This window comes from Actinomadura sp. 6N118, assembly GCF_044326415.1.
In the GTDB taxonomy this organism is placed as follows: domain Bacteria; phylum Actinomycetota; class Actinomycetes; order Streptosporangiales; family Streptosporangiaceae; genus Spirillospora.
The window spans coordinates 16991-37202 of the sequence record NZ_JBIRAZ010000002.1 but is presented as its reverse complement, the minus strand read 5'-3'; the positions used below and the strand labels follow the sequence as shown (position 1 = coordinate 37202).

The 20212-nt window shown below is 69.7% G+C and carries 18 protein-coding genes; 5 read left to right on the top strand and 13 right to left on the bottom strand.

Features of this window, described 5'->3' with window-relative positions:
- Positions 1 to 55: 55 nt before the first annotated feature.
- Entirely contained in the window at positions 56 to 1375 is a 1320-nt protein-coding gene (locus ACH34W_RS04085) for a CinA family nicotinamide mononucleotide deamidase-related protein (protein ID WP_395959332.1), read from the bottom strand.
- Positions 1376 to 1769: 394 nt separating this feature from the next.
- Between ACH34W_RS04085 and ACH34W_RS04080 the strand changes: the two genes are divergently transcribed.
- On the top strand, positions 1770 to 2405 hold the full coding sequence (locus tag ACH34W_RS04080; protein WP_395959331.1) for a hypothetical protein: 636 nt from the start codon (positions 1770 to 1772) through the stop codon (positions 2403 to 2405).
- On the opposite strand, the gene ACH34W_RS04075 is transcribed toward ACH34W_RS04080, so the two are convergent.
- From ACH34W_RS04075 to ACH34W_RS04025, 11 genes are all read right to left on the bottom strand, one after another.
- Complete coding sequence (locus ACH34W_RS04075; protein ID WP_395959330.1) at positions 2402 to 2914, bottom strand: DUF1990 family protein; 513 nt, start codon at positions 2912 to 2914, stop codon at positions 2402 to 2404. The genes ACH34W_RS04080 and ACH34W_RS04075 overlap by 4 nt on opposite strands.
- Before the next feature lie 66 nt (positions 2915 to 2980).
- A complete protein-coding gene (gene pgsA, locus ACH34W_RS04070) occupies positions 2981 to 3574 on the bottom strand; it encodes a CDP-diacylglycerol--glycerol-3-phosphate 3-phosphatidyltransferase (protein WP_395959329.1) in 594 nt (197 codons plus the stop codon).
- The gene (gene rimO, locus ACH34W_RS04065) at positions 3571 to 4980 is read right to left on the bottom strand and encodes a 30S ribosomal protein S12 methylthiotransferase RimO (RefSeq protein WP_395959328.1); all 1410 of its coding nucleotides are present in this window, start codon (positions 4978 to 4980) and stop codon (positions 3571 to 3573) included. Before rimO ends, pgsA begins: the two co-directional genes overlap by 4 nt.
- A gap of 80 nt (positions 4981 to 5060) precedes the next feature.
- Complete coding sequence (locus tag ACH34W_RS04060) at positions 5061 to 5825, bottom strand: helix-turn-helix domain-containing protein (RefSeq protein ID WP_395959327.1); 765 nt, start codon at positions 5823 to 5825, stop codon at positions 5061 to 5063.
- A gap of 246 nt (positions 5826 to 6071) precedes the next feature.
- Positions 6072 to 8654 carry a DNA translocase FtsK 4TM domain-containing protein gene (locus tag ACH34W_RS04055; protein WP_395959326.1) on the bottom strand — a complete coding sequence of 861 codons (2583 nt, stop codon included), beginning with the start codon at positions 8652 to 8654 and terminating at the stop codon, positions 6072 to 6074.
- 171 nt (positions 8655 to 8825) lie between these two features.
- Positions 8826 to 10511: a ribonuclease J gene (locus ACH34W_RS04050; protein WP_395959325.1), complete on the bottom strand. Its 1686-nt coding sequence runs from the start codon at positions 10509 to 10511 to the stop codon at positions 8826 to 8828.
- Positions 10508 to 11428 carry a 4-hydroxy-tetrahydrodipicolinate synthase gene (gene dapA, locus ACH34W_RS04045; protein ID WP_395959324.1) on the bottom strand — a complete coding sequence of 307 codons (921 nt, stop codon included), beginning with the start codon at positions 11426 to 11428 and terminating at the stop codon, positions 10508 to 10510. Before dapA ends, ACH34W_RS04050 begins: the two co-directional genes overlap by 4 nt.
- A gap of 376 nt (positions 11429 to 11804) precedes the next feature.
- The gene (locus tag ACH34W_RS04040) at positions 11805 to 12002 is read right to left on the bottom strand and encodes a hypothetical protein (RefSeq protein ID WP_395959323.1); all 198 of its coding nucleotides are present in this window, start codon (positions 12000 to 12002) and stop codon (positions 11805 to 11807) included.
- A gap of 137 nt (positions 12003 to 12139) precedes the next feature.
- On the bottom strand, positions 12140 to 13171 hold the full coding sequence (locus tag ACH34W_RS04035) for a hypothetical protein (RefSeq protein ID WP_395959322.1): 1032 nt from the start codon (positions 13169 to 13171) through the stop codon (positions 12140 to 12142).
- 215 nt (positions 13172 to 13386) lie between these two features.
- Positions 13387 to 14412: a hypothetical protein gene (locus ACH34W_RS04030; RefSeq protein WP_395959321.1), complete on the bottom strand. Its 1026-nt coding sequence runs from the start codon at positions 14410 to 14412 to the stop codon at positions 13387 to 13389.
- Positions 14413 to 14438: 26 nt separating this feature from the next.
- The gene (locus ACH34W_RS04025; RefSeq protein ID WP_395959320.1) at positions 14439 to 15407 is read right to left on the bottom strand and encodes a DMT family transporter; all 969 of its coding nucleotides are present in this window, start codon (positions 15405 to 15407) and stop codon (positions 14439 to 14441) included.
- Here ACH34W_RS04025 and ACH34W_RS04020 point away from each other — a divergent pair.
- On the top strand, positions 15406 to 16803 hold the full coding sequence (locus ACH34W_RS04020) for a PLP-dependent aminotransferase family protein (protein WP_395959319.1): 1398 nt from the start codon (positions 15406 to 15408) through the stop codon (positions 16801 to 16803). The genes ACH34W_RS04025 and ACH34W_RS04020 overlap by 2 nt on opposite strands.
- Here the strand turns inward: ACH34W_RS04020 and ACH34W_RS04015 are convergent.
- The gene (locus tag ACH34W_RS04015; protein ID WP_395959318.1) at positions 16779 to 17087 is read right to left on the bottom strand and encodes a hypothetical protein; all 309 of its coding nucleotides are present in this window, start codon (positions 17085 to 17087) and stop codon (positions 16779 to 16781) included. The genes ACH34W_RS04020 and ACH34W_RS04015 overlap by 25 nt on opposite strands.
- 126 nt (positions 17088 to 17213) lie before the next feature.
- Between ACH34W_RS04015 and ACH34W_RS04010 the strand changes: the two genes are divergently transcribed.
- The 3 genes from ACH34W_RS04010 (at position 17214) to ACH34W_RS04000 (ending at position 20210) form a co-directional block, all read left to right on the top strand.
- A complete protein-coding gene (locus ACH34W_RS04010; RefSeq protein ID WP_395959317.1) occupies positions 17214 to 17762 on the top strand; it encodes a CGNR zinc finger domain-containing protein in 549 nt (182 codons plus the stop codon).
- A gap of 90 nt (positions 17763 to 17852) precedes the next feature.
- Positions 17853 to 18395 carry a GNAT family N-acetyltransferase gene (locus tag ACH34W_RS04005; protein ID WP_395959316.1) on the top strand — a complete coding sequence of 181 codons (543 nt, stop codon included), beginning with the start codon at positions 17853 to 17855 and terminating at the stop codon, positions 18393 to 18395.
- Between the two features lie 153 nt (positions 18396 to 18548).
- Entirely contained in the window at positions 18549 to 20210 is a 1662-nt protein-coding gene (locus ACH34W_RS04000; RefSeq protein ID WP_395959315.1) for an MFS transporter, read from the top strand.
- The last annotated feature ends 2 nt before the right edge of the window (positions 20211 to 20212 follow it).

The window sequence follows — 20212 nt, the reverse complement described above, 5'->3', positions numbered from 1 at the left end:
AAGGCAGCCGTGGCAGACCGTGGATTTCGTGTTCGCTTGGAACGTAACGCTGTAATCAGCCCTTCTCTTCCCGATCTTCTTCAGATTCACCGGCTCCGGGCTCCGCGTCAAGCCCCAAAATATCGCGTCGTAGCAGCTCAAGCGCATGGACGACGGTGAGCCTGCGGATCACATCGCGAACCTCGGCACTGGCACCCGGCACGATGAGTTGCGGACTGACTACAATCGGTTCATTTCCAGGTCCGGCCACAGAAATGTAGACCGTTCCGACCGGGTGGCCATCCTGCGGTTCGGGGCCCGCCACTCCGGTCACCGCGACGCCGTAGGACGCCCCGAGGCGGTCCCGGACACCCGCCGCCATCGCCGCCGCCACCTCCGGATGCACGGCGCCATGCTCACGCAGGAGGTCGTCGGGGACACCGAGCAGCGTGTGCTTCCTGTCGGTGGCGTACGTGATCATGCCGCCGACAAAGGTCTTCGACGCCCCGGGGACGGCGGTGAGCTCGGCGCCGATCAGGCCGCCGGTGAGTGACTCGGCGGCCGCGACGGTCCGCTCGCGTTCGATCAAGAGCCGGTGCACCACGCCGGCCAGTGTTTCGTTATCGGCTCCGTACACCAATGTGCCCAGCAGATCCCGGGTCAGCTCCTCCGCGCCGCTGAGCCGCTGCACGGCGTCCGCCCCCGACGCCGTGATGCGGACCTTCACCTCGCCCGGCGACGGCAGATAGGCCAGCTTGATCCCGTCGAGCGCCTCGACCTCGGCCAGCCTGGTGGCGATCACCGACTCCCACACGCCGGCCGTCCGCAGCGTACGGCGTGCGACCTGAGGATCGCCGGCCCGCTCGACCAGCTCCGGGATCACCACCTCGGTCATGATCGTGCGCATCTCGAACGGGACGCCCGGCAGCGCGTACGCCACTCCCCCGGGCAGTTCGACCCGGAGCCCCGGCGCGCTCCCGGCCGAGTTGCCGAGCAGGCCCGCGCCCTCCGGCACCTCCGCCATGCGCAGGGCCATCGGGGCCAGCGGCCGGTTGGCCGCCGCGACCCGGGCGCGCAGCCGTTTCTCCAGCATCGGATCGCGGACGAGGGCCACGCCCGCCGCCTTGGCCAGCGCGTCCCTGGTCAGATCGTCGTACGTGGGCCCCAGGCCGCCGGTCGTGATGACGGCGTCCGCCCGGCCGAGCGCCTCGTCGACCGCCGCGATGATCACATCCAGCTCGTCGCTCACGACCACGCTGCGGGTGACCTCGATGCCGCTCTCGGCGAGCCGCTGCCCCATCCAGGCCGCGTTGCCGTTGATCGTGTCGCCCAGCAACAACTCGTCCCCGATGGTGAGCAACTCGATCCGCATGGCGATCCTCCCGATAGCGATCATGATTCCACCGTCGAATCTACCGCCGCCGCCGTTCCAGGGTCCGCACGGCCTGATCGCGCTCAGGGAGCGGAGGACGCCACCACCGTTCGAGGCGCCCACAAAAGGCACGGGAATTTCGTCAAAGGAAGCCAATATCGCCACCTTGAAACCACCACCAAGGAGGTCACAAGGTAAAGCGCGGCACCCTCCTCGAACCCGCCTGCTCGACGGGCTGTCCGTGCTCGCACGGCACGCCGTGAACGCGGGACCAGCATCTGTACGGTCTGTACGCCATTTCTCTAAACCATTCCCCATGGGTTAATGTTTGACGGCGCGCTGCCTGGATAAGCCGATCTATTAAGCGGACCATTACTTCGCTTGTAGGTGCAAATCGCGGGCTCTGGAAGGACGGCATATGTCAGTGCCGTACGACGCAAAAGACACTGGGCCGAGATGGCGGGCAGCCGTATCCCGGCGTCAATTCAGTCCGCTCCACTCGGCGATCCGCGCCACGACGAGCGTCCTTGTCGTCGGTTCGGCGGCTCTCTACCTGCCGGTCGCGGCCAGAGGGCTCCTCCTGCTGACCGCCCCGCCCGCCCAGATGGTGATGAAGGACACCAGGCCGCAGCATGTCGGCCGTGCCGTGGCAGAGAACGCCCCAGGGGCCGGGCCGTCCACTCTGTACGGGCCGCTTGCCATCGCGGGCGCCCTGATCGCCGGGCTGCTGCTGTTGTGGGCGGGAACGTCCGGCCTCTGTGCCTTCCGTGATCAACGAGCGTGGCGGCAGCGGCAAGGCCTTCCGCTGGTGGCCTACACACTTGGAGCGGTCGCGTTCGGCCTGGCACATCTGAGCGTCTCGGGCGCCCCCGTCATCTGGGACGGCCCGAACCCGCTCATCCCCAGTGCGCTGCTCGGCCTGCTGGTGGCGACCGCCACCCTCGTCCTGCCTCCCACGCGATCGTTGAAGGACTCCATGATCGACCACGCGGGAGGGCGGTACCGCCCGGGTCGGCCATCCGCGCCTGGCCCCCGCTCGGGCGCGGATGGCTAATGCGGGCGGGCGAGCCTGCGCAGCACCGCACCGCACCTGCGTGCGTACGCGCGCTGCATGAACGGCACCAGCGGCCCGCCCAGCCGCACCAGTCGTCCGCCCGGACGGCTGAACGCGGTGACGGTCAGCCAGACGTCCCCCGTGTCGTCCATGTGCACCACGAACGCCTCCTCACCCTCCTCGGGGTGACCGGGCAACGTCCCGTACGCCCAGCCGACACGCTTTTCCTCGTCCTCGACCCAGACCACGCGGCACGGCGCCTTGAGCCGCAACGGGCCGATGCCCAGCCCCACGACCACGCTGATCCCGGGCGCCACCCGCCGGGCCGAAGCCTCGATCCGCACCGGGATGGCCCGGTGCATCCAGAACTCCATGAGCGCGTCCGCCGCGTTCCGCATCGCGACCGGCCCCTCGCCGACCAGCGTGCGCACGCGCATATGGCTGTATCCGTCCGGCAAGTCCAGGGTCTGGGTCGCCCCCACCTCGGCGTACGTGAACTCCTGCGTCACAGGGCCTCCTCCTTCAACAACCGCCACGCCGGGATCAAGTTTCTGAACGCGTTCAACGGCTCGCGATCAAGAGTCGGACGGTGACGTGCGCCGCAGGCGCCAGGCCTGGACGACGTAGTCGAGGCCGGTCACGACGGTGACGACCAGCGCGGCGGCCATGAAGCCCCACCGCAGGGGATCGAGCGGGCCGGGCAGGATGTAGAGGCCGATCGCGATGACCTGCAACATCGTCTTGAGCTTGCCGCCCTTGCTGGCGGGGATCACGCTGGTCCGGATCATCAGGAAGCGCATCAGCGTGATGCCGATCTCGCGGACGAGGATCGCGATGGTCACCCACCACCAGAGCTCGCCCAGCACCGACAGGGTGACCAGCGCGGCGCCCGTCAGCGCCTTGTCGGCGATCGGGTCGGCGATCTTGCCGAAGTCGGTGACCAGGCCGCGGGCGCGGGCCAGGTCACCGTCGATCTTGTCGGTGATCGAGGCGACCGCGAAGACGGCGAACGCGGTGAGGCGCCACGCGGTGCCCTCCTGGAGGAGCAGCCAGACGAAGACCGGCACCAGCAGGATGCGCAGCAGCGTGAGGTAGTTGGCGACGTTGTAGATGCTCGCCTGCGGCGGTGTCGCGATCGGTTCGTCCCGATCCGACGGACCGGCGATCATGGCACGTCCGCCACGAGATCCACGCCGTCGCTGTCCACGACGACGGCGGTGACGATGTCGCCGAGGGCAAGACCCGCCCCGCGGACGAGGACGGTGCCGTCGACCTCCGGCGCCTGGTGCTCGGCGCGTCCCTCGAACGCGCCGTCCTCGGTCTTGTCCTCCAGGAGGACGCGGATCTCTGAGCCGATGCGGTCCTCGGCACGCTGGGCGGTGAGCTCCTCGGCGAGGGCGGAGACCTCCTCAACGCGCCGGGCGACCTCGTCGTGGTCGAGCTTGCCGTCGAGGGTGGCGGCCTCGGTGCCGTCCTCGTCGGAGTAGCCGAAGACACCGATCGCGTCGAGACGCGCCGCGCTCAGGAACTCGGTCAGCTCGTCCAGGTCGTGCTCGGACTCGCCGGGGAAACCCACGATGAAATTGGACCGCACGCCCGCCTCGGGCGCGTGGGCGCGGACCGTTTCGAGCAGCTCCAGGAAGCGCTCCCGGTCGCCGAAACGCCGCATGGAGCGCAGCACCGGGCCGCTGGCGTGCTGGAACGACAGATCGAAGTAGGGCGCGATGCCGGGAGTCGAGGCGATGACCTCGATCAGGCCAGGCCGGGTCTCGGCGGGCTGCAGGTAGCTGACGCGGACGCGCTCGATGCCCTCCACCGCCGCCAGCTGCGGCAGGAGTTTCTCCAGGGCCCGCAGGTCACCGAGATCCTTGCCGTACGAGGTCGAGTTCTCGCTGACCAGGACCAGCTCGCGGACGTCGTGACCCGCCAGCCAGCGCGCCTCCTCCAGCACCTCCGCAGGCGGGCGGCTGACATAGGCGCCGCGGAACGCGGGGATGGCGCAGAACGTGCAGCGCCGGTCACAGCCGGAGGCCAGCTTCAGCGGGGCCACCGGGCCGCCGCCCAGACGGCGCCGGAGAATCCGCGGGCCGGTCGCCGGGGCGACGCCCTCGGGAAGATCACCGTGGCCGGGAATGGAGATCTGAGGGGCCGCGGCGGTGCGTTCCACGGGGCTGATCGGCAGCAGGGTGCGCCGGTCCCGGGGCACGTGCGCCTCGCGCTGCCGGCCCTCGACGACGTCGTCCAGCCGTTCCCCGATCGCGGCGTAGTCGTCGAAGCTGATCACCGCGTCGGCCTCGGGCAGCGCCTCGGCCAGCTCCGCCCCGTACCGCTCGGCCATGCAGCCCGCCGCGATCACCTTGGCGCCGGAGTCGTGCGCGGCCAGCAGCGTGTCGATCGAGTCCTTCTTCGCCGCGTCGATGAAGCCGCAGGTGTTGACGACCACCACGTCGGTGCCGTCGGCCGACTCGCTCAGGTCCCAGCCCGCGTCCTCCATCCGGGCGGCGAGCTCCTCGGAGTCGACCTCGTTGCGGGCGCATCCGAGCGTGACGAGTGAGACCGTGCGGCGTGTGGACATGCCCCTAACGGTAATGGGCGCGGGCCCCTACACCGACCAGCGACCGCCCAATTGGGAGGTTGAACGCGGGTCGCCAGTGATCAGGCGCCGTCGGGGTCGTCGGGCGTGAAGCTCAGCCGGACGACGCCGCCGCCGTCCTGGTCGGGGGTGCCGAGGTCCTTGCCGTTGACGGTCAGCCGGACGCCGTCGCCGTTGCCGATCAGGATGCTGATCTTCTTCTTGGCCGACCACTCGCGGACGTCTCCGGTGCGGAGCATGCCGCTGAACAGCGTCTTGCCCTTGTCGCCGCGCACGTTGATCCAGGTCGTCCGGCGCGCCTTGACCTGCAGCTCGACCTTCTTGCGGGGCGCCATCGCGACCGGGTCCTTGCGGGTCGGGGTGGCCGATGGCGTCGGCGTCGCCGCGGGCTGCCCGGCTCCGGGACCGCCGGCCACCTGACGTGCCTGGCGCCTTTCCGTGCCGGTTTCGTTGCCGACGACCTGCACGATGCCGTAGATGACGACGAGTACCAGCGCCAGCGCCATGGCGGCGCTCCAGTTGGGCGCGCGGCGTTCGCGGAAGGCGACCGCCGTCTCCGGCTCGAACGCGGTGACCGCGGAGACCGGCTGCGGCGCGCCGCCGTGCATCTCGTCGAACTCGCGAACGAGCGGTTCGGAATCGATGCCGATGACGCGGGAGATGCTGCGGATGTGTCCGCGCGCATAGAAGTTGCCACCGCACGCCGAGAAGTCGTCGCGCTCAATGGCACGGATCACGGTCTCCCGGATCCGCGTCTGCAGACTCACCTGTGTCACCGTGAGACCAGCCTGCTGACGTTCTTGAGTCAAGGTCTCACCGATGCTCACTCCGAGCCTCCCTTAGACCGCCCCATGGCCGACCCCACACACTCCAGCAATCACCATCCTAGGAACGGCCATGCCCATTGGGCGACAGCCAACACGTTCGAAACAGGGCAAGATTTCGCATCATTCGTGAACGCGTGTTCCCAAGATCGCTCTCGCCCGCCCTGAGATCACCCGGATTCCGCCTGCGTTCATCCACACGCGCTGCGTTTTACACGGCGCGTTCACACGCCGCGTTCATGCGCGCGTTCACCCACCACCGCGGAGTTCTGCTAGGACGCCGGGGAGGTCGTCGGGTTTGGTGAGCACGTCGCGCGCCTTGGAGCCCTCGCTCGGGCCGACGATGTCGCGGCTCTCCATGAGGTCCATCAGCCGGCCGGCCTTGGCGAAACCGACGCGGAGCTTGCGCTGCAACATCGACGTGGAGCCGAACTGCGTGCTGACGACCAGCTCGATCGCCTGCACCAGCAGGTCCATGTCGTCGCCGATGTCCTCGTCGATGTCCTTCTTCGGCCCGGCCTTCTCGGCGACGTCCTCGCGGTAGACCGCCTCCATCTGGCCCTTGCAGTGCTCGACGATGCTGTGGATTTCTTTTTCGGCGACGTAGGCGTTCTGGATGCGCATGGGCTTGCTGGCGCCCATCGGCAGGAACAGCGCGTCACCTTGGCCGACGAGCTTCTCTGCGCCGGGCTGGTCGAGGATGACGCGGCTGTCGGCCAGCGAGGAGGTGGCGAACGCCAGCCGGGACGGCACGTTCGCCTTGATGAGCCCGGTCACGACGTCGACCGACGGCCGCTGGGTGGCCAGCACCAGGTGGATGCCGGCCGCGCGGGCGAGCTGCGTGATGCGCACGACCGAGTCCTCGACGTCGCGCGGCGCGACCATCATCAGGTCCGCGAGCTCGTCGACGATGACCAGCATGTACGGGTAAGTCGTGTAGACGCGCTCGCTGCCGGGCGGCGGGACGAGCTTGCCCGCGGTCACCGCCTTGTTGAAGTCGTCGATGTGCCGGAACCCGGAGGCGGCGAGGTCGTCGTACCGGCGGTCCATCTCGCCGACGACCCACTCGAGGGCCTCGGCGGCCTTCTTGGGGTTGGTGATGATCGGCGTGATCAGGTGCGGGATGCCCTGGTACATGGTGAGCTCGACCCGCTTGGGATCGACCAGGATCATGCGTACCTCGTCCGGCGTCGCCCGCATCAGGATCGAGGTGATGAGGCCGTTGATGCAGGTCGACTTGCCTGCGCCGGTCGCGCCCGCGATGAGGATGTGCGGCATCTTGGCCAGGTTGGCCACCACCGTGCGCCCCTCGACGTCCTTGCCCAGGCCGACGATCATCGGGTGGTGCTCGTTGGTGGCGGCGGGCGACCGCAGCACGTCGCCGAGGCTGACGATGTCCTTGTCGACGTTGGGGATCTCTACGCCTATCGCCGACTTGCCCGGGATCGGGGAGATGATCCGCACTTCGGCGCTCTTCACCGCGTACGCGATGTTCCTGGTCAGCGCGGTGACCTTCTCGACCTTGACCGCCGGGCCCAGTTCGATCTCGTACCGCGTGATCGTCGGTCCCCGGGTGAACCCGGTGACCTGCGCGTCGATGTCGAACTGCTCCAGCACGCCGGTGAGCGCGTTGACCACGGTGTCGTTGGCCTTGGTCCGCGGCTTGGCGATGCTGCCGGGCCGCAACTTCGCCGGTTCGGGCAGCTCGTAGATCTCACCGGACGACGACAGCGGCAGTTGCTCGGACCGGGTCGGCGAGGGGGTCGGGTCGGGCACGGCCGGCGGCGCCATCACCGGCTCGTCCATCGGCTCGTCCACGGGCGCGGCGGGCAGCGGCACCTCGGGCTCGAACGGCTCGGGCTCGAAGAGGTCGTCGGCGAGGTCGCGCTGCTTCTTCGGCTTGTCGTCGAGAACGGGAGTGTCGTACGGCTTGGAGTGCTCACCGACCTCAAGCCCGGGGTCGTCGCCGTCCGCCTTGCTCTTGCGGCGGCGCTTCGGCTTGGCTCCCGAAGCCGAGTGGGCCTCGCCCTTGTCGTCCTCGTTCTGCCGTACGGGCCGTCCCTGCAACGTCGCGACGGACCACAGCTCGGCCATCCGCTCGGGCACCCGGTTGATCGGGGTCGCGGTGACGACCAGCAGGCCGAACGCGGAGAGCAGGAGCAACAGCGGCACCGCCACCCAGCCGCTCAGGGCGGCCTCCAGCGGCGCCGACGCCAGCCAGCCGACCACACCGCCCGCATGGCGCACGCCGGGCATGTCCTTCGCGGGTGAAGGCAGGCCGGCGGCGATGTGCAGGACGCCCAGCGCGCCGACACCGAGCGCCGTCATGCCGATGATGATGCGGCCGGTCTCGTCGTTGTGCTCGGGGTGGCGCAATGTGCGCCATGCCAGCACGGCGAGCAGAACGGGCAGCGCCATGGCGATGACGCCGATCCCGCCGCGGACGACCTTCTCGAGTGCGATCGTCACCACACCGTCCGGCCGCCACCAGGTGACCGAGGCCAGCACGATCGATGAGCCGAGCAGCGCCAGCCCGAGCCCGTCACGGCGGTGTTCCTCGTCGAGGTCGCGCGCGCCCTGCCCGTACGCCCGGAAGACCGAGCCGACGGCGACCGCCGCCAGGGTGTAGAGCTTGACGACCAGCTGGAACAGGCCGCGGATCAGCTGGAGGAACGGGTCGTTGTTCTTCTGGGGAGGACGCCCGCGGGACGCGCCTCCGCCCTTGGCGCCACCGCTCGAACGTTTGCGGGGGGCCGAACCGGACGACTTGCCGCGGGCCGCACTGGCCCGGGTACGCGAGTTCTTCGTACCTCCGGACGCACGTGTGGCCATGCTGATGAGACTAACCAAACGCCCCACGGGTTCCCCAGACCTAGTGCGGCGTGTTGCGACCTGCGCCCATCAGAGACGCAGCTCACGCATCAGCGACGCAGCTCACGCAGCGCATTCTGGATGAACTCCCCCGGCCCTATCAGCCAAGCGGATAGGGCCGGGGGGCGGCGATCAGACTTCGACGACCACGGGGATGATCATTGGGCGGCGGCGGTAGTTGTCGCTCACCCACTTGCCCATGGTGCGCCGGATCAGCTGGTTGAGCTGGTGCGTGTCGTTGATGCCGTCGGCGGCGGCGTCCTGGAGCGTGCCCTCGATCCGGGCGATGACCTCGTCGAAATCCTGGTTGACGATGCCGGCGCCGCGGGCGTGGATCTCCGGGCCGGCGACGAGCTTGCCGGACGTGGAGTCGATGCCGATGACGACGGAGATGAAGCCCTCCTCGCCGAGGATCCGCCGGTCCTTGAGCGAGGTCTCGGTGACCTCGCCGACCGACAGCCCGTCCACGTACACGTAACCGGCCGGCACCGCACCGACGATCTTGGCCTGGCCGCCCACGAGGTCGACGACGACACCGTCCTCGGCGATGACGATGTTGTCGTCGGGCACGCCGGTGAGAGCGGCCAGCTTGGCGTGCGCCCGCAGGTGCCGCCATTCGCCGTGGATGGGCATGAAGTTGCCCGGCTTGGTCACGTTCAGCACGTACAGCAGCTCGCCCGCCGAGGCGTGCCCGGAGACGTGCACGAGCGCGTTGCCCTTGTGCACGATGCGGGCGCCCCACCGGGTGAGTCCGTTGATCACGCGGTTGACCGCGGTCTCGTTGCCCGGGATCAGCGACGACGCGAGCATGACGGTGTCGCGCTCGGTGATGCGGATCGAGTGGTCGCGGTTGGCCATCCGCGACAACGCCGACATCGGCTCGCCCTGCGAGCCGGTGCAGACCAGGACGAGCCGGTCAGCCGGGATGGCGTCCAGGTCCTTGGGGTCGACCATGATCTCGTCGGGCACGTTGAGGTAGCCCAGCTCGCGGGCGACCCCCATGTTGCGCACCATCGACCGGCCGACGAAGCACACCTTGCGGTTGTTGGCGACCGCGGCGTCCAGCACCTGCTGCACCCGGTGGATGTGCGAGGCGAAGCAGGCGACGATGATCCGTTCCTTGGCGGCGTGGAAGACCTCGTCGACCACCGGGCCGATGTTGCGCTCGCTGGTGACGAAGCCGGGCACCTCGGAGTTGGTCGAGTCGGACATCAGCAGGTCGATGCCCTCGGCCCCGAGCCGGGCGAACCCGGGCAGGTCGGTGAGCCGGCCGTCGAGCGGCAGCTGGTCCATCTTGAAGTCGCCGGTCGCCAGCACCAGCCCCGCCGGCGTGCGGATCGCCACCGCCAGCGCGTCCGGGATGGAGTGGTTGACCGCCAGGAACTCGCAGTCGAACGGGCCGAAGCTCTGCCGGCCGCCCTCGGCCACCTCGACCGTGACCGGCTTGATCCGGTGCTCGGTGAGCTTGGCCTCCAGCAGCGCCAGCGTCAGCCGCGAACCGACCAGCGGGATGTCACGGCGTTCCCGCAGCAGGTACGGGACGGCCCCGATGTGGTCCTCGTGGCCGTGGGTCAGGATGACCGCCTCGATGTCGTCGAGGCGATCACGGATGTATTCGAAATCGGGCAGTATCAGGTCGATGCCCGGTTGCTCGGTCTCGGGGAAGAGCACGCCGCAGTCGACGATGAGCAGGCGTCCGCCGTACTCGAAGACCGTCATGTTGCGGCCGATCTCCCCGAGCCCGCCCAGCGCGACGATGCGCAGGCCGTTCTCCGGCAGGGTGGGCGGGGTGGACAACTCAGGGTGAGGATGGCTCACCTATTAACCTCCGGAATTTTGACTCCCCCGTGCAGTAGGTCTTCACGCAGTCGCGCCGCGAACTCTGGTGAGGCCTCGCAGAGCGGGGGCCGCAAGGGGCCGCCCGGGAGGCCCTGCAGGTTCAGCGCTGCCTTGACGGCGATGGCGCCCTGCGTTCGGGTCATGATGGCGGTGACGACGGGCAGCAGCCGGCGGTGGATCTCCAGCGCCCGTCCGGTGTCACCGGCGCGGTATGCATCGATCATCTCATGGAGATCGGCGCCCACGACATGGCCGACCACGCTGACGAACCCGGCGGCGCCCATCGACAGCCAGGCCAGGTTGAGCGCGTCGTCGCCCGAGTAGAAGACCAGATCGGTCGCCGCGAGCACCTGGGAGCCGGCGAAGAGATCGCCCTTGGCGTCCTTGACCGCGACGATCCGCGGGTGCTCGGCGAGCCTGATCAGGGTCTCGGTGTGGATCGGCACCCCGGTGCGGCCCGGGATGTCGTACAGCATGTTGGGCAGGCCGGTGGCGTCGGCCACCGCGGTGAAGTGCCGCAGCAGCCCCTCCTGCGGCGGCTTGTTGTAGTAGGGGGTGACGACCAGCAGGGCGTCGGCCCCGGCGGCCTCGGCCGCCCTGGCGAGGCGCAGCGTGTGCTCGGTGTCGTTGGTGCCGGCACCGGCGACGACGCAGGCGCGATCACCGACCGCGTCCACCACCGTGCGGAGGAGCTGCTCTTTCTCCGCGTCGCTCGTCGTCGGCGACTCTCCCGTCGTCCCGCTGATGACGAGGCCGTCGTGGCGCTGCTCGTCGACCAGATAGGTCGCCAGGCGCGCGGCTCCGTCGTAGTCGACGCCGCCTTCGGAGGTGAACGGGGTGACCATGGCGGTCAACATCCGCCCGAAAGGAGCGTCGCTCGTTGTGCTGGGTGCCATGCACCGAAGGGTACTGTTCCAGCCGGTCGGCGTGGACCCGCAGGGCCCCTTCCAGTGTGTCTTCGCCCCGGAGTCCGGGCCGTCCGGCGCCCTGGACGGGGTCATACACGGGCGATCCGGACGCGGGCGGAACGGCGGCGGCCTCAGGCGAGGGATTGTCGCCGGAACGGGGGCGGAGGTTCCGGAAAGAGGGAAGAAGCCGCCGCCACACGCTCGGGGGTACGCGTGGCGACGGCTTCTACATCCACATCGTGGCACGCAAATGCCGCGTTACGGGGTCAGTCCAGCCAGTTTCCGGACTCGGTTGGATAACGTGCGCACGCCCTCCTCAAGGGGCCGGGTCGCGCGGCGGCTCCCGGGCCGCCGTACGGGTCGATCAGGCGCTTTGCCTCACGGAGGTGATTTCGTGCAGACGAGCGCGCAGTTCCTCGACGTTGGGGGTCCGGACGAGTTCGTTGCCTCGCACAGCCCACCAGTGCCCGGAACCTCCTCGGCCGAGCCGCCAGCCGGCGAACTCGGCCGACAGCTCCAGGAGCCGGTCGGCATCGTGCCACGCGGTCTGCTCAATGCTCATCGGCCTCGATCCCCACTTCCCTTTCGTCCGCCAGGAGGTGCTGATACCCCACCGAGCCTTACCCCTGGTTCGGGTCTGTGCAACAAGCCTTCTGAACTGCCGGAACCCGGGAAAAGGAACGTGACAAGCAGGCTTGCCTAACCGCCAACGTTTGCTGGCCCGCGCGGCAGCCATGTTGCCCGGTAACGGGCCCATTCCGCCGGACTGGTCGTCCAGTCGGCGTACACGCCCACGCCGAAGGGACGAGCGGGCGGTCTGTCCAGGGCGTCCAGCCCCCGCCGGACCCCGCGCAACGCCCCAGGCAGGTCCTCCGCCCACTCCATTGACGGCTCGTACGTGGGGACGCCGATGAAGACGGTGGTGCGGTCGCCGATGAGCCGCAGCGTCTGTTCGGTGTGCCAGGCGAAGTGCAGGCCGGCCAGCGACCGGGTGGGCAGCCCTACGTCGTAGGTCATGATCGCCACCTGGTCCGCCCGGTCGGCGATCTTCGTCAGGTAGTCGCGGGTGGGGCGCGGCGGGTAGTGGGGCCGACCCCAGCCGCGGGGCAGGAACGCCTCGTACACGGGCTGGAGCGCGTCGACGGCGGTGAGCTGCTCGATCGCGACCGAGAGCAGCCGGCCGCGGGCCCGGGTGAGCGCGCGGGTCTGGTCGAGCAGGGTCAGGAACGCCTGATCGCCCGGATAGATCGGCTCGAAGTCGTAGTGGATGCCGGCGAAGCCCAGATCGAGGAAGACCGTGTCGGTCTTCAGGACACGTTCCCGTACGGCCGGATCGTCCAGGTCCACCAGCCCGTACCCGTCCACCTTGCGGATCTGCCCCAGGTAGGCGTGCGGGCGCACGGCCGGCGCGTACTTCCGCATGGCGGCGATCAGCCTCGCGGCGTAGCGGTACTTGGCCGGCGGCACACTCCCGTCGGGCTCGAACGGCCCGGTGTGGAAGTAGACGTCGGTGATCCGATTGTCGCGGACGAGCCCGGCGAACGCCCGGTACTCGTCCTCGGTGTGCTCCTCCCCCACCCACTGGTGCCGCGCCCACAGCGCGTTCACCTCGGTGCCGCGCGCGTCCGGCTCCGGTTGCCACCACACCCAGGCCCCCGCGAACACCAGGGCCACCAGCCCCAGCACGTACGCGGCCAGCCAGGCGACCTTCTTGAGTACACCGCGGATCATGCTCATCACACGGACAGACGCGCCAGGACCGGTTCTCGTTCACGCAGGCGGACCACGAACACGCCGATGCCGCCCGATCGAGGAATGACCGGCCCCCGCCAGGCGGTGGCCTCATCCGGCCAAGATCACAGAGACACGATCGCAGAGAGTGGACGCCCCGGCCCCGTCCCAGGCCCACCGGGACCGGGGACCGCCGGGACCGGGGCCCGCCGGGATCAGAAGACCGGGATGATGTCCTCCGGGTCGATGACCTCGACCTTGACGCCGTCGATGTCGAGCTCGGGGATCGCGGGGAACTCGATGCCCCAGCGCTCCACGATGGCCCGGACGCGGGCGATGGCGAGCTTCCAGTTCTCCGCCTGCTCCTCGAACGAGAGCACGCCGAGACCGGCCTCGCGGGCGTGGCCCATCAGCACGCGGTGGTTGTCAAGGAAGTACGGGGGCAGGTCCCAGAATCCCTCCGGGGGCTCCCAGAGGATCATCGACAGGAAGACGAACCCGGCGCGCAGCTGCTTGGTGATCTGTCCCTTGACGTCATCGGTGAGCCCGGGCCACTCGTTCTCCAGGATCGTCATGCAGATCTGCAGGTGCCGGGACTCGTCGCGGCCGATGCGCTGGAACATCTCGCCGAACACCGGGTGCGTGGTGCCCGACGCCATGCCGCGGAACAGCGTGGACGCGGCCATCTCGCCCATCATGAAGCTGGTGAACAGCACGGCGAGCGAGTACTTCCCGACGGCGCTGGTGTAGCCCTGCCAGTAGCGGCCGCCGTTGTGGTAGAGCCAGCCGATGTTGTTGTGCGCGGCCTTCTCCAGGTCGGTCTCGGGCGTCCAGTTGAGCGGGCCGCCCGGCCACAGCGCGGCGATCGACCGCTGGCAGCACTCCTCGTGGTTCATCTCGTCCCGGGTGATCGAGAAGAAGCACTTGCGGACCGGGTCCTCCTCGTGCTGCTCGAACGCGTGGATGGTCGCGCGGGCGAACACCGCGGGCCCGGAGGCGTCGAAGTTGGCCAGCACCGCGAACCAGTACATGATCCCGAGCCGCTGTTCCGGCGTGAAGTCCTCGGCGCGCAGGCCGTCCCAGGGCAGGTCGGCGGGGTTCCAGACCATGCGCTTGGACTTCTCGTAGATGGCGGCGAGCTTCTCGGTCTCGACCCGCCACTCCATCGGATAGATGTTCGGCTGCGGGACCTCGGGGGCGGGCCAGAAACCACCCTCGGGAATGCTCAGATTGTCGGCCATGCGTGGCTCCTGAGGTCTGGCAGGCGTCACGGCCTTGTGACGCTTACTCTCTCATCGTGCGGGACGGTGTCACATCCCGCAAGGGTGTCGGGTGCCCTGCGGACCCGGGTGCGCTGGGTGAGGGCGACGCAGACCAGCACGCCCAGCGCCGCCAGGCCGGTGGTGGTGTCGATGAGCTCGTCCAGGAAGAGCCCGGACCACAGGAGCGTCAGGATCGGCTGCGTCAGCTGCACCTGGCTCGCCTGAGCGATTCCAATCTTGGCCATGCCCGCGTACCAGGCGAAGAAACCGAGGTACATCGAGCCCACCGACACGTACGTGAAACCGGCGACGGCGCGCCCCGTCCATTGCGGTCCGGTCGTGGCCAGCAGCCAGAACGTCACCGGGACCGTGATGGGCGCGACGAGTATCAGGGCCCACGAGATGACCCGCCAGCCAGGCATCTCGCGGGCCAGTCTGCCGCCCTCCGCGTATCCCACGGCACAGACGATGAGCGCGGCGAACAACAGCAGGTCCGCCATCGTGAAGTGACCCGCCCCGCGGACGAACGTGAAGCCCGTGATCCAGAGGGCCCCGGCGCCGCTCGCCAGCCAGAACGCACGGGACGGCCGTTCCCCCGCCCGCAGCACCGCCATGACGGCGGTCGCGGCGGGCAGCAGGCCGACGATCACAGCGGAGTGCGAGGACGAGGCGCCGCGGTCCAGCGCGAGCGTGGTCAGTACCGGAAAGCCGAAGACGACCCCGCCCGCGACCGCCGCCAGCCCCGCCCATTGACGGCCGCGCGGGAGCCGCGCCCGGACAGCGAGGAGGGCGACCGCGGCAAGGGCGGCGGCGACCGCGGCACGGCCCAGACCGATGACGTATGGATCGAGCCCGTCGAGGGCCAAGACCGTGCTGGGGATCGTGAAGGAGAAGGCCAGGACTCCTAGGGCGGCCAGTCCCAGGCCGCCGAGCGCTATCGACGAGGGGGCAGTAGCGCTATTGTCTACTCTCATGAATCAGGATAGCAGTGTGGTCACGCTCGCCGATCGGCTGCGTACCGACGTGGGTGGGATGCGCGCCGGTGAACGCCTGCCGTCCAGCCGGACGCTCGTCGAACGGCACAAGGTCAGCCCGGTCACGGTGTCGCGGGCGCTGGGCCTGCTGGCCGCCGAGGGCCTCGTGGTGACGCGGCCCGGCAGCGGTACATTCGCCGCAGACCGGCCCGCGCCCGCCCCGGGGCCGACCGATCTGAGCTGGCAATCGGTGGCGCTCGGCGAGCGTTCAGTTGACGCGAGCGGAGTGTCCTGGCTGCTCATGCCGCCACCTGAGGGAACGATTCCGCTCAGCGGCGGCTACCTGCATCCCTCGTTGCAGCCGCTCCGGGACCTGGCCGCCGCGGGTGCGCGGGCGGCGCGGCGGCCGGACGCGTGGGAGGCGCCGCCGCTGAACGGGATCTCCGGGCTGCGCTCATGGTTCGCCCGTTCGGTCGGGGGTGACCTCACCGCGGCCGACGTTCTCATCACCGCAGGCGGGCAGCAAGCGCTCACCTCCACGTTGCGAGCGCTACTCCCCCCGGGCGCTCCGCTGCTGGTCGAGTCCCCCACCTATCTGGGTGTCCTCGCGATCGCACGCGCGAACGGCCTGCAGCCGGTGCCGGTCCCCATCGACGCCGACGGTGTGCGGCCCGACCTGCTCGCCGAGGCGTTCGCCATGACGGGGGCGCGGGTCTTCTACTGCCAGCCCACGTTCAGCAACCCGAGCGGCACGCGGCTCACGGTCGAGCGCCGCGCGCAGGTCCTGGCCGTCGCCCGCGCGGCGGGCGCCTTCGTGATCGAGGACGACTTCGCGCGCTTCCTGGCGATCGAGCCCGCCCCGGCACCGATGATCAACCACGACACCGAGGGCAGGGTCGTCTACGTCGCGCCCGTGACCAAGGCGACCTCCGCCAGCATGCGGATCGCCGCGGTGATCGCCCGTGGCCCGGTGGCGGAACGTATCCGGGCGATCCAGATGGTCGAGGGGTTCTTCCCTGCCCGGCCCTTGCAGGAGGCCCTGCTGGACCTGGTGAGCTCGCCCGGCTGGCCGCGTCACCTGCGCACGGTGCGTACCGCCCTGAAATCCCGGCGGGACGCACTCCTGACCGCCCTCGCCCGTGAGCTCCCGCAGTTCCGCGTCGACCGCCCCGCCGGCGGGCCGCACATGTGGGCACGGTTGCCGGACGGCATCGACGACGTCGCGCTCGCCGAATCGGCGCTGCGAGCAGGGGTGCTGGTCAGCGCCGGCCGCCCGTTCTTCCCCGCCGAACCTCCGGGCCCGCACCTGCGGATCAGCTTCGGCTCGGCGACGTCCGAGGCAGAACTCGCCGAAGGCGTCCGCAGGCTCGCTCAGGCGGTCTCCACCACGTCGTAGTGGGTGACGACCCAGTCGCGGTCGACCAGGTAGCGGTCATCGTCGGGGTAGAAGACGGCGCGCTCGGGATCGTCTCCCGCGAAGGCGCGCACGGCGTCCCATGACTCCCAGAATGTGACGAAGCAGAACTCGGTGTTGTCCCCGACGTCCCGCCGGGTGAAGTGCACGCCGCGATTGCCCTCGGTCTTCTGGTAACCCACCAGCCCGGTGCGCCGCATATAGCCCTCGTACTCGTCGGCGTCGGATCGCCGGGTCCATCCCTTCCAGACGCGCATCACAGTCATCAGCCGGAACTCTCCCTCACGCAGACACCACCTATGACGTTATGACGGTGGCCTGGACGGCGCAACCGGTCATCACCGAATACCGGTGTCGTGTTGGTAGAGTGGGGAGAGGAGGCAGGAGAGGTGATGACCGAGACACGTTCGGGCGCCGCCTTGCTATTGCGGGACTTCGTCAACAGCCTCGACGTCGAGTGTGACGCCGACGAGCTGGCGACGCCTGCCAAGCTGACCGAGTGGCTGGTCGGCCACGGCCTCCTCCCACCTGGCTCACCCACTGCGGACGAGCGCGTCCTGGCAATGGCGATCGGACTCCGCGAGGGCCTCCGCGAGGCCATGCACAACCACCACGCGCCCTCTGCCGACCCGCTCCCGCCCGAGCTGGACGCAGCGCTCGCCAAGCTCCCGCTCCGCGTCACGATCACCGGACCGCACCCCGCACTGGTGCCCCTCGGCACCGGCGTTCCCGCCGCACTCGCCCGCCTGGCCGCAGCCATCATGGAGGCGTCGGCCGACGGCACCTGGACACGCCTCAAGGTCTGCCTTGAGAGCACCTGCCGCTGGGCGTTCCTCGACACCTCCAAGAACCATTCCCGCAACTGGTGCTCGATGCGAGTCTGCGGCAACCGCACCAAAACCCGCGCCTACCGTGCCCGTTCACGACTCTCACAGTCCTGAACGCGGCCCCTGGGCGTCGCGCAGTAGGGCAGCTGGCTTTGAGACACGCCCTAGGCTGAGCTCGTTCGGAACGAGAGGACGTGGAGCTTCATGGCCGATGTGGGCGTACGGCCCGCCAGGCGGGCGGACGCCGCCGCCGTCGCCGACATCCAGGTGCGCGCGTGGCGCCAGGCCTACCGGGACATCCTCCCGGCCGCCGCGCTCGACGAGATCACCAGCGCGGACGCCATGAAGGTATGGCGGGAACGCTGGGCGGAGGCTGCGAGCACGCCGCCGAGCCCCCGGCACCGCTTGCTCGTCGCGGTGGCGTCCGACTTGGTCGTCGGCTTCGCCGCGCACGGCCCGGCCGAGGACCCCGACCATGATCCTGCCCACACCGCCGAGCTCCTCACCCTGCTGGTCGACCCCCTCCACGGGCGGGCCGGTCACGGCAGCCGCCTGCTGGCCGCCACGGTCGACCTGCTCCGCGAGGACGGCGTCACCACGCTGATCAGCTGGGTCTTCGAAGACGACAAGGTGCTGCGGACGTTCCTCGGCTCCTCCGGCTGGGCCCCCGACGGCACCGCCCGCACCCTCGACATGGGCGAGCCCGTCCGCCAGATCCGCCTCCACACCGACATCGCCCCGGAATGAACCCGGCCGACCGTGCCGGCCGTACCGCGGGTATGCGGCCAGGAACGCCGGCCGCAAAGCCAAAAGGCAGGGGTTGGTGAGGGGCATTGGAGGCTCGGGATTATGTTTGAAGCCGAGTGCTTCGGGATCGAATGATCAGCATCGGGACTTCTATTGACGACCTCTGTGACGCCGCCGCTTGCCCCTGCGGCGAAAACGCCCTCGGGCCGGCGGCGCTGGCTGGCGATGGTCGTCATCAGCATGGGCGTGTCACTGATCGTCGTCGACGCGACGATCGTCGGCGTCGTGCTGCCCCAGATGGTGGACGGCCTGGGACTGACCACGTCCGACGCCGAGTGGGTCACCTCGGTCTACGCACTGGTCTTCGCGGCGCTGCTGATCCCGTTCGGGCGGGCGGGTGACCTGTTCGGGCGGCGCCGGATGTTCGTGGCCGGTGTCGCGGTGTTCATGCTGGCCAGCGTGCTCGCGGCGGTGGCGCAGAGCGGCCCGCAGCTGATCGGCTCGCGGGCCCTGCAGGGCGTCGGCGCTTCGATGATCATGCCCGCGACGTTGTCCACGGTGAACGCGGTGTTCACCGGCAAGGACCGGGCCGTGGCCTTCGGGCTCTGGGGCTCGATGATCAGTGGCATGGCCGCGCTGGGGCCGCTGGCCGGCGGTGCGCTGGCCACCGGCGGCGGATGGCGCTGGGCGTTCGGCATCAACCTGCCCCTGGGGATCCTGCTCATCGCCGGGGCGCTCGTGCTCATGCCCGAGACACGGCAGCCGGGGAACGGGCCGAGGGGGATCGACTGGCTCGGCGGCGCGCTGTCGGTGCTGGGGCTCGGCGCGCTGGTCTGCGGCCTCATCGAGGGGCAGTCGTACGGCTGGTGGACGGCGACCCGGCCATTCGAGCTAGGCCCCTTCGGCTGGCCGACCGCCGGGTTGTCGCCGGTGCCGGTCGTGCTGGCGCTGGGTGTGGGACTGCTGGCCGCGCTGGTGGTCGTCGAGCGGGCCCGGGCGGCGGCCGGTCGGTCTGTGCTGCTCGATCTGAGCCTCTTCGCGATCCCGAACTTCCGCCGTGGCAACCTGGCCGCCGCGCTGATCAACGTGGGCGAGCTCGGGCTGGTCTTCGTGCTGCCGCTCTTCCTGCTCGGCGTGCACGGCACCTCGCCGCTGCAGATCAGCCTGGCGATCCTGCCGCTGGCGATCGGCGCGTTCCTGTCCGGCGGGTACGCGGGGCGGCTCGCCAACAAGCGCGGCGCGCACCGGGTCGTGCAGATCGGCATGGTGATGGAGGTCGTGGCGGTCGTCGCGCTCGCCCTGACGATCACCGCGTCCACGGGCGGGTTGGGGTTGGCGCCGTGGATGTTGCTGTACGGACTGGGCCTCGGGCTGACCTCGGCCCAGCTCACCAACGTGTCGCTCGCCGACGTACCGCCCGCCCAGGCGGGCCAGGCGTCGGGCACGCAGTCAACGGCCCGGCAGGTCGGCGCCGCGCTGGGCATCGCGGTGATCGGCACCGTGTTCGCCACCAGTCTCGGCCACACGATGGCGGGCCGGCTGGAGGAGTCGGGCGTGCCGGCCGAACGGCGGGCGGCGATCGCCGAGGAGTTGCGGGAGAGCGCCGGCACGTACGCCCGTGAGCTGCACGGCACCCCGGCGCTCGCGGCCGCCGCGGATGAGAGCCTCGCCACAGCGGCCCGGCGCGGGGCGCTGACCACGGCGTTGATCCTGGCGCTGGGTCTGGGGCTTTCGTTGCGGTTGCGCCCGAGTAGTGATCAATATCGGCGACAATCGGAGCTGGAATCCCTGTCGTCCCACGAAAACGAACGGTGACT

Coding starts and splice junctions, on each gene's coding strand:
- ACH34W_RS04085 (WP_395959332.1), bottom strand. CDS start 1,375: ATGATCGCTATCGGGAGGATCGCCATGCGGATCGAGTTGCTCACCATC.
- dapA (WP_395959324.1), bottom strand. CDS start 11,428: ATGGCACCCAGCACAACGAGCGACGCTCCTTTCGGGCGGATGTTGACC.
- ACH34W_RS04015 (WP_395959318.1), bottom strand. CDS start 17,087: ATGACTGTGATGCGCGTCTGGAAGGGATGGACCCGGCGATCCGACGCC.
- ACH34W_RS04040 (WP_395959323.1), bottom strand. CDS start 12,002: ATGAGCATTGAGCAGACCGCGTGGCACGATGCCGACCGGCTCCTGGAG.
- ACH34W_RS04025 (WP_395959320.1), bottom strand. CDS start 15,407: ATGAGAGTAGACAATAGCGCTACTGCCCCCTCGTCGATAGCGCTCGGC.
- pgsA (WP_395959329.1), bottom strand. CDS start 3,574: ATGATCGCCGGTCCGTCGGATCGGGACGAACCGATCGCGACACCGCCG.
- ACH34W_RS04020 (WP_395959319.1), top strand. CDS start 15,406: ATGAATCAGGATAGCAGTGTGGTCACGCTCGCCGATCGGCTGCGTACC.
- ACH34W_RS04080 (WP_395959331.1), top strand. CDS start 1,770: ATGTCAGTGCCGTACGACGCAAAAGACACTGGGCCGAGATGGCGGGCA.
- ACH34W_RS04055 (WP_395959326.1), bottom strand. CDS start 8,654: ATGGCCACACGTGCGTCCGGAGGTACGAAGAACTCGCGTACCCGGGCC.
- rimO (WP_395959328.1), bottom strand. CDS start 4,980: ATGTCCACACGCCGCACGGTCTCACTCGTCACGCTCGGATGCGCCCGC.
- ACH34W_RS04035 (WP_395959322.1), bottom strand. CDS start 13,171: ATGATCCGCGGTGTACTCAAGAAGGTCGCCTGGCTGGCCGCGTACGTG.
- ACH34W_RS04030 (WP_395959321.1), bottom strand. CDS start 14,412: ATGGCCGACAATCTGAGCATTCCCGAGGGTGGTTTCTGGCCCGCCCCC.
- ACH34W_RS04005 (WP_395959316.1), top strand. CDS start 17,853: ATGGCCGATGTGGGCGTACGGCCCGCCAGGCGGGCGGACGCCGCCGCC.
- ACH34W_RS04010 (WP_395959317.1), top strand. CDS start 17,214: ATGACCGAGACACGTTCGGGCGCCGCCTTGCTATTGCGGGACTTCGTC.